The 777-nt window shown below is 40.3% G+C and carries 2 rRNA genes; both read right to left on the bottom strand.

The window, feature by feature from the left end:
• Window positions 1-467 precede the first annotated feature (467 nt).
• A 5S ribosomal RNA gene (gene rrf, locus ATB74_RS23400) occupies window positions 468-583 on the bottom strand.
• Between the two features lie 92 nt (window positions 584-675).
• A 23S ribosomal RNA gene (locus ATB74_RS23395) occupies window positions 676-777 on the bottom strand; the annotation flags it as partial.

Here is a 777-nt window from a genome sequence, read left to right as displayed (position 1 = left end):
AAGGATTGTTAGTGTCGTTTCCGCTCGACTTGCATGTGTTAGGCCTGCCGCCAGCGTTCAATCTGAGCCATGATCAAACTCTTCAATTTAAGATTTTGTGACTCAACGAATACTGACTTCAAAACTACTGTGTAATTTTAAAGCTATTACCATTCCAACAGAATGATAATGAATTGACTGTGCCGAATAACTACAAGTAGTTAAACGTATTGGTCACTCAGTTCATTGAAATCAATTTTGATTCCGAAGAATCTGTTTTATCTAACGATAAAACGTTTTGATATTCATCAACGAGTGCCCACACAGATTGATAGGTTTAAATTGTTAAAGAGCTTTGCTTTCAGTGCCTTAGCACTTAAGCAGGACGCGTATAATACGCTTTCTACTTTGAAAGTCAACATAAAATACTAAGAAAACTTAGAACTCTATGGTGACTTGTCTATTTAATAGACAAAGTCGAAATTAAAGCCTGGCGATGTCCTACTCTCACATGGGGAAGCCCCACACTACCATCGGCGCTATTGTGTTTCACTTCTGAGTTCGGCATGGAATCAGGTGGGTCCACAATGCTATGGTCGCCAAGCAAATTTTAAAATTCGGAAAGCTAATCTAAAAGTTTCTCTTCAAACTCATTCAAGGTCTGTCTTTGAGTCCACAAAACCCCTTGGGTGTTGTATGGTTAAGCCTCACGGGCAATTAGTACAGGTTAGCTCAATGCCTCGCAGCACTTACACACCCTGCCTATCAACGTCGTAGTCTACGACAACCCTTTAGGAC

Source organism: Vibrio splendidus (genome assembly GCF_001557875.1).
Classification (GTDB): Bacteria; Pseudomonadota; Gammaproteobacteria; order Enterobacterales; family Vibrionaceae; genus Vibrio; species Vibrio splendidus_F.
The sequence above is the reverse complement of the archived record's forward strand: the minus strand, read 5'-3'. Positions and strand labels throughout refer to the sequence as shown.